At 68.0% G+C, this 6,632-nt stretch carries 7 protein-coding genes; all 7 read right to left on the bottom strand.

Translation table 11 applies throughout. The annotated features are described in order from the left end of the window. Positions 1 to 339 (bottom strand): hypothetical protein (locus D6689_08855; GenBank protein ID RMH42218.1); only part of this gene is annotated, 339 nt, incomplete at its 3' end. A gap of 87 nt (positions 340 to 426) precedes the next feature. Then, positions 427 to 2,799, bottom strand: coding sequence for a hypothetical protein (locus D6689_08850; GenBank protein RMH42217.1), 2,373 nt, complete (start codon positions 2,797 to 2,799; stop codon positions 427 to 429). Then, a complete protein-coding gene (locus D6689_08845; GenBank protein ID RMH42216.1) occupies positions 2,789 to 3,916 on the bottom strand; it encodes an aminotransferase class I/II-fold pyridoxal phosphate-dependent enzyme in 1,128 nt (375 codons plus the stop codon). The genes D6689_08850 and D6689_08845 overlap by 11 nt, the downstream gene beginning before the upstream one ends. Continuing rightward, positions 3,913 to 4,557 carry an acetyltransferase gene (locus D6689_08840; GenBank protein ID RMH42215.1) on the bottom strand — a complete coding sequence of 215 codons (645 nt, stop codon included), beginning with the start codon at positions 4,555 to 4,557 and terminating at the stop codon, positions 3,913 to 3,915. Before D6689_08840 ends, D6689_08845 begins: the two co-directional genes overlap by 4 nt. Then, positions 4,550 to 5,287: a sugar transferase gene (locus D6689_08835; GenBank protein RMH42214.1), complete on the bottom strand. Its 738-nt coding sequence runs from the start codon at positions 5,285 to 5,287 to the stop codon at positions 4,550 to 4,552. Before D6689_08835 ends, D6689_08840 begins: the two co-directional genes overlap by 8 nt. After that, entirely contained in the window at positions 5,277 to 6,503 is a 1,227-nt protein-coding gene (locus D6689_08830; GenBank protein ID RMH42213.1) for a glycosyltransferase family 1 protein, read from the bottom strand. The genes D6689_08835 and D6689_08830 overlap by 11 nt, the downstream gene beginning before the upstream one ends. Positions 6,504 to 6,533: 30 nt before the next feature. Then, positions 6,534 to 6,632: polysaccharide export protein (locus D6689_08825; protein RMH42212.1), on the bottom strand; the 99-nt coding region annotated here is incomplete at its 5' end.

The raw sequence follows: 6,632 nt of genomic DNA, 5'->3' as shown, positions 1-6,632 counted from the left end.
CGGGTAGGAACTGTGGCGGTGCACGAGGAATACATAGGTCGCCAGCCCGAGCGTACCGAGCACGCTGGCCTTGACAGCGTTGGCGAAGTCCACGACGCCGACGTACCGCCACCAGCCCCGCGTGAGCTTGAACATGTGTAGCCCGGCGTACTGCAAGGCTACCGCGACCGGAAGCGTAGCCAGGAAGGTATCCCAATACGGGGGAGGGATGCGCAGATCGAGACGCAGGAGGAACGCACTGGTGTATGCCGCCCCGAGTAACACCACGTTGGCTACGGCGCCAACGAGCAGGCGGTGCCGGACAAGAAACGCCGGCGGCTTGTGGGACGCGTCGGACATGTGGATGCGGATTCTAGCAGGACCAGCGCTCGCCGGATGAAGGCGGGTGCGGCCGGATGTGTTGGAGTCGTTGCGCGGTCAGCGCGTTCATTGTCCGGTCAGGCGTCGCGCGGTCTGGCGCTCCCAGTTGGCCTGGTGGGGGTTTCCGGCGCGCGCTTCGATTTCGGCGCGCGCGAGGTGGATGCGAGCGAGATCCTTGGGGCCCGGCTGGTACAGTTGCGTTGCTCGGTCGAGCAACCGGCGTGCCTGGTCGAGGTTTCCCGAGCGCGCCAGCGCGGTCGCAACGTCGATCTCGAGAGCGAAGGTCTCCGCGGTGTGATCGAGACCGTCAAGCGCGCGGACGGCGGCGCTCGCGTCCCCAGACAGCAGGTGTACCCTGACCTCGAGTCGCCCGGCTGCCGGCGAGCGATCTTGCTCGCGCAAGCGCGCGACCCACCGACGTGCCGCGGCGGCATCGCGACGTTGGAGCGCGAGCTGTACGAGAGATCGCAACGCCGTCACGTCAGTCGGCGCAATCGAGAGAAGTTCTCGATAGGCGCGATCGGCATCCGCCATGCGGCGCTTCGAGCGTAGCCACTTGCCCAGCATGGCGAGGTGGCGGGCGTCGTGCGGCGTCGCCGACACAAGGTCCTCGATACCCGGGTAGATTCGGGCAATCTCTTCGAGAACGGGGCGTTTGTAGAAAGCATAACGTAGAGCGAGCCGATACTCGAGCAACGCCTGCGACTTGCGCCCGGTCCGCGCGAGCACCCGGGCCGCCAGGATGTGAGCCGGGGCATAACTCGGGTTGAGGAAGATCGCGCGGTTCAGCCAGCGCATGGTCTCCGGGTGGCCCTCGGTGGCGAGCCGCTCGGCCGTCACCGCGAAAATGAAATAGCTCGCCGGGTGGCGCGAAGCGGCAGCGCGGGCGGTGGTGAGCACGCGCTCGACGGGCTGTCCGAAGTCGCGCGCGATCGCCCGCACCCGTGCGCCGTCTTCGTCCGCGAGCGGCCGGGCGAACGCGATCGTAGACGCCCCGAGAAGGGCGACCGGCACTACGAACGAGACCTTACGCGCGTGCGCGCGATGTCGTCCGCGAACGTCGTCGGTCAAACGGTGTCCAAAGACGACAGCAAGCACGGCGAGCGCCGGGAACGCGACGCCCGGGATCTCGATGGCGAAGTCCACAGCCTCGTGGACCGCGAGCGCGGCAAGGCCGGCCAGCGCGCCGGGCGCGAGCGGCTCGTTCGCAAGCCGGCGCACAGCGAGACGTAGTCCCCACGCGGCCAACGCACACAAAACCAGTGCGATGGGCACACCCCAGTCGACGACAGTTTGAAGGTAGATGTTTTCGATCCACGGGTACCTGTGGCGCCCGGCGAGTTCGCTAACGCGGGTGAACGCCTGCTCGAAGGCACCTCGTCCGACGCCGGTAATGGGATAGTTGGCGACCAGCGGGAGCGCGGCGGCCCATACATCCGCCTTGGTTTCGTTGCGTGCGATTTGTCCCGGAAGCGCTTCGATCTGGGGACCGACTTTTTCGCCCGCGACCGCCAGCGCCGCGCCGACGCCACACACGACTGCCAGTCCGAGCGCCCACGCTGTGCCCCGCGAGGGGCGCACAGCACGCATCTTCGCCTGGCGCCGGTCGAGCAAGAAGGCGAGCGCTTGCCCAACGACGAGCCCGACTAGCGCGCCGCGACTGAGCGACAGTACTCCCGCGACGTTGATGACGGCGGTGGCCGCGAACGCCCACGCGCGTGATCGGCGCTCGCGCAATCCGACGACGAGTGCGCAGGGCGCGCCAAGGCACATCAGTGCGCCAAAGTGGTTCGGATTGACGAAGGTCCCCCTCACGAGCGCAGCCCACTCCTGCTCGGGCGTGTAGAAAAACAAGATCTTGTTCGTTCCGGCGACGGCCTGCAGGAGCCCGATGACGGCCACCAGTGTCGTGACACCGGCGACTGCGACGATGAGCCGACGACGACGATAGGTGCGCGAGGCGTATGTGGATGCCACGGCGAAGAAGGCAAGGTAGGCGCCGAGTTTGGCAAGCTCGTGCCACGTAGCGGGCGGGTCTAGGGTAATCGCGTGCGCGCGCCAAGAGTCGAGCGTGGCGTCCAGGGTCGCGGCTGCCTGGGGCGACAAGAGGGCGAGCAGCCCGCGGGGGAGCGGGACGAGATGCAGCGCCGTCGCCGCGACCGCGACCCCGAGCGCCAACAGAGGCACCGTCACGGGGAAGGGTTTGTGCGCCGCGCGGCGTTCGGCGAGGAGCAAGAACAGCCCGACCGCGCACGCGACGAAGAGCGCGAGGCGGACGCCTTCGTGCACGCCGCCGATGGCGAGAGGTGCACAGATGAGCGTGGAAAAGAGAATCGAGCTGGTGCCAGCTCTTAGCAGCGAGATAGGACCCCGGCGCGACCGCGCACGCTTTCGGGACGGGCTGGTGCCTGCTGCCTCGGCCTCGCGCTCATGCGCCATGGCACCTCCGAACGAGATCTGCAATGCGAGCGATGTCGTCGTCGCCGAGGCTGCTTCCGCTCGGCAGGCAGATGCCGTCGTGAAACAGCCGCGCTGCCGTTGCCCCGCCCACCGTCCGCGCTCCGCGATATACGGGTTGCAGGTGCATTGGTTTCCAGACCGGTCGCGCTTCGATCTCCTCGGCCGCGAGCGCCGCGATGATGTCGTCGCGGCTCGCCCCGAAGGCAGCGGCGTCCACGGTGGCGCAGGTCAACCAGAAGGTCGAGAAACTCCGAGGCTGTTCCTGAAGAAAGCGGAGTCCCGGCAGGTCGCCAAGTCGGTCGCGATAGAGCCGGTTCACGCGCCGTCTCGCGCGGACCCGGTCGTCCAGCACCGAGAGCTGGCCCCGACCTATTGCGGCCAGCAAGTTGCTCATCCGGTAGTTGTATCCGATGTCCCGGTGCTCGTAGTGCATCACGGGCTCGCGCGCCTGTGTGGCAAGATGTCGGGCGCGCTCGATCCACTCTGCGCGGCGAGAGACGAGCATCCCGCCGCCGCTCGTGGTGATGATCTTGTTGCCGTTGAACGAGAACACTCCCATTGCCCCGAACGTCCCCGCCGGCCGTTCTCCGTATCGAGCGCCGAGTGCTTCCGCCGCGTCTTCGATCAAGGTCACGCCGTAGCGAGCGCAAAGAGGCTCCAACAAATCGTAGTCGGCGCAGTGGCCGTAGAGGTCGACAGCGATCACCGCCTTGATCCGCCGGCCCGTTCGGCGGGCTGCGTCAAGCTCTTCCTCGACCAGATCCGGAGACAACGTCCATGCGTCCGCCGTGCAATCGACGAACACGGGGCGGGCGCCTGTGTATACGACCGCGTTGGCTGTCGCAGCGAAAGTGAGAGTGGGCACGATCACCTCGTCACCCGGACCGATCCCGAGGACGACGAGCGAAAGGTGCAGGCCGGCCGTGCCGCTCGACAGGGCGACCGCATGACCGCCGCCGAGGCGTTCGCACATCTCGCGCTCGAACGCCTCGACCTGCGGTCCGAGCGGCGCGATCCAGTTCGACTCCAGCGCCTCGAGGAGAAGCTCGCGCTCGCGCGTCCCGAGGTGGGGCGGCGAAAGGTAGATCCGAGTCACGGTCGCAGGCTCCGTCTCACGCGAGCAGGGACGCCGTAGGCGACGACGCCGGCCGGAATCGACGACACCACGGCGGCGCCCGCTCCGACGATCGATCCCGCCCCTATGCCGACGTTGTTCACGACTACGGCACCGATGCCGATATGCGCATCATCTCCCACGGTGACGGTGCCGCCCAGGTGGGCGCCGGGCGAGACGTGCACGAAGTCGCCGAGCCTACAGTCGTGGTCAACCGTCGCCCCGGTATTAATGATGCTTCCTTGCCCGACGACTGTCTCGCAATTGATCACGGCGCCGGCGACGACCACCGCCCCCGTCCCGACTCGCGCCGAGGGCGACAGAATCGCTCGGGGGTGAATAAGCGTCGCGACGGCTACGCCGGCGTCGTGCAGTCGACTCTGAACCTGGCGACGCGCCTGGTTGTTTCCGATTCCCACGATTGCGTGCGCGTCTTCTCGCCGGCAAAAGAGCACGGCCTCCGCCACCCCGATCGCTACGACGGGGATCTCTAGCAGGGCGCTCTCTTTTCGGTCGGGATTGTCGTCGGCGAAACCGACGACGTCCCAGCCGGCTGCCATTGCGACGTCGGCGACGACCTTTCCGTGCCCGCTCGCGCCGAAGACGAGGAGGCGATCAGCCATGGCCGCCTCCTCGCCTTTGCGTGCCGCGGAACTCGGGCATGGTCGCGGTCCCCGGATGCGCGATGCCGCGGCGGAGCAGGACGATTGCGGCTGTCTTCGCCAGGATGCGCAGGTCCAGCCACAGCGAGCGATGGTCCACGTACCAGACGTCGAGGGCGAGCTTTTCCTCCCAGCTCAGGGCGTTTCGCCCGTTGACGGCTGCCCAGCCGGTGATTCCGGGCTTGACCTCGTGCCGACGCGCCTGCTCGGGCGAGTAACGCTCGAGGTATTCCATGAGCAGCGGGCGCGGTCCCACCAGGCTCATCTCGCCGCGGAGCACGTTCCACAGGGTTGGGAGCTCGTCGAGGCTCGTGGCCCGCAGGAAGCGCCCGAGCGCGGTCAGGCGGTCGGCGTCGCTGGCGAGCGGATCCTCGCCGGGCCGCGGCGGCCGCATCGTGCGCAACTTGATGAGCTGGAAAGGTCTTCCGTGGAGACCCGGCCGATCTTGCCGGAAGAAGACGGGGGCTCCCATCGTGGCCCGCACGGCGCCAGCCAGGAGCGCCTGAAGGGGCACGGTCGCGGCGAGCGCCGTCGCCGCGACTCCGACGTCGAGCACTCGCTTGACGGTCTCGTAGGCTCGGTTCCTGCTCGACCTACCAGGCGCCGGCGTTGTCGCGCTCCGTCCCCTCGCGGCACGTTTGCAGTCGTCGCGCGGACGGAGGCGGCGAACGTGTCCGGGCTCAACAGGCATCGTACGCTCTGCGCCCCCGCCCGGGAAACGAGCCGGCCCGGGCGAGGAGCCTATTGTACTCGTCTCGCCACGCTTTCCACACCTTCTCATGCGAGAATAGGCGTGCGACCCGGGCGCGTGCTGCTCGGCCATGCGCTCGCCGAAGGGCAGGGTCCTCCAGGTAGCGGAGGAGCGCGCGGGCGAGCGCGTCGGCGTCGCCGATAGGAACGAGGGTTCCCCCCTCACCGTGTCCGACGGCGTCGACGGTCCCGGTCGCCTCGTACCCGGCAGTTGGGACCCCCATCGCCGCGGCTTCCAGCGGGACGTTGGGCAGGCCCTCGCGGTACGAGGGAAACGCAAGGACGTCCATCAGCGCGTACCACGGAGCCGTATCCTCGACGAAGCCGGTCACGACGACGCCCGGTGGCAAGCGCGCCGGGCGCTCGTTCTCCCAGTCGCCCACGAGAACCAGCGTGGCCCGCGGAATTCGGGCACGCACGCCCACGAAGGCGTGGATAAGGTCGGGGGTTCCCTTGTCCCGGCACAGTCGGCCGACGAAGCCGACAACCGGAGCGTCTGGCGCGATCCCGTACCGGGACCGCAGATCCCGCGCCCTCGAACACATCTCCTCGCTCCAAGAAAACCGCCTCATATCGACGCCGTTTGAGGCGCCGGCACCAAGAACCACGCATCGCGCCGGGGGCGTCAGCCGCAGGGCCACCGCCCGGTCGCGAACGCTCGAGCTCACGCAGACGACCGCGTGCGCACACGCGCACGCGAGCCGCTCCGTTGCCGCGAGCAGCGCGCGGCGGAGGCCCACTTCGCCCTCGAGCCTTAGTCCACGCAACAGGTAGATCCGCACCGGCACGTGCGCGGCGCGGGCGGCCAGCATTCCCAGCAATCCAGCCTTCGGCGTCCCCGCGTTCACAATGTCGGGGCGGAGCCGTCGAACTATCTGGCCCATGCGGTGGAGTGCGAACAGATCTGCGGCCGGACTCATTTCACGGTTCATTCGCACGGGCGCGTAGCCGATGCCAGCGTCAGCGAGTTGCTCCGCAAGGTCTCGGTCGGGCGCGCACGCGACCGTGACATCGAATCCCTGGGACTGCATGTACCGCATCTGGTCGACCAGGAATGCCCGTACCGTCATCGCGTGAGTGGCGGTGTAGAGCAGCCGTGGGCGGCTGTGCGAAGCATGATGGGCCCGGTTCACGGCTGCCTTGGCTCTGAAGACCAATGCCGGATCGGCGACGCCCAGATGTTGCGTTCAGAACGCCCGTTCGTCGACGAAGATGACGTCACCGGGGCGGAGGATGAAGTTGGGCGCCTTGCCCTCGCCGATGGCCTCGACGGCGACGAAGATGCT

This window comes from Deltaproteobacteria bacterium (assembly GCA_003696105.1).
GTDB lineage: Bacteria > Myxococcota_A > Polyangia > Haliangiales > J016 > J016.
This window is presented reverse-complemented; position numbering and strand designations above follow the sequence as displayed.

Coding starts and splice junctions, on each gene's coding strand:
- D6689_08835 (RMH42214.1), bottom strand. CDS start 5,287: ATGCCTGTTGAGCCCGGACACGTTCGCCGCCTCCGTCCGCGCGACGAC.
- D6689_08850 (RMH42217.1), bottom strand. CDS start 2,799: ATGGCGCATGAGCGCGAGGCCGAGGCAGCAGGCACCAGCCCGTCCCGA.
- D6689_08840 (RMH42215.1), bottom strand. CDS start 4,557: ATGGCTGATCGCCTCCTCGTCTTCGGCGCGAGCGGGCACGGAAAGGTC.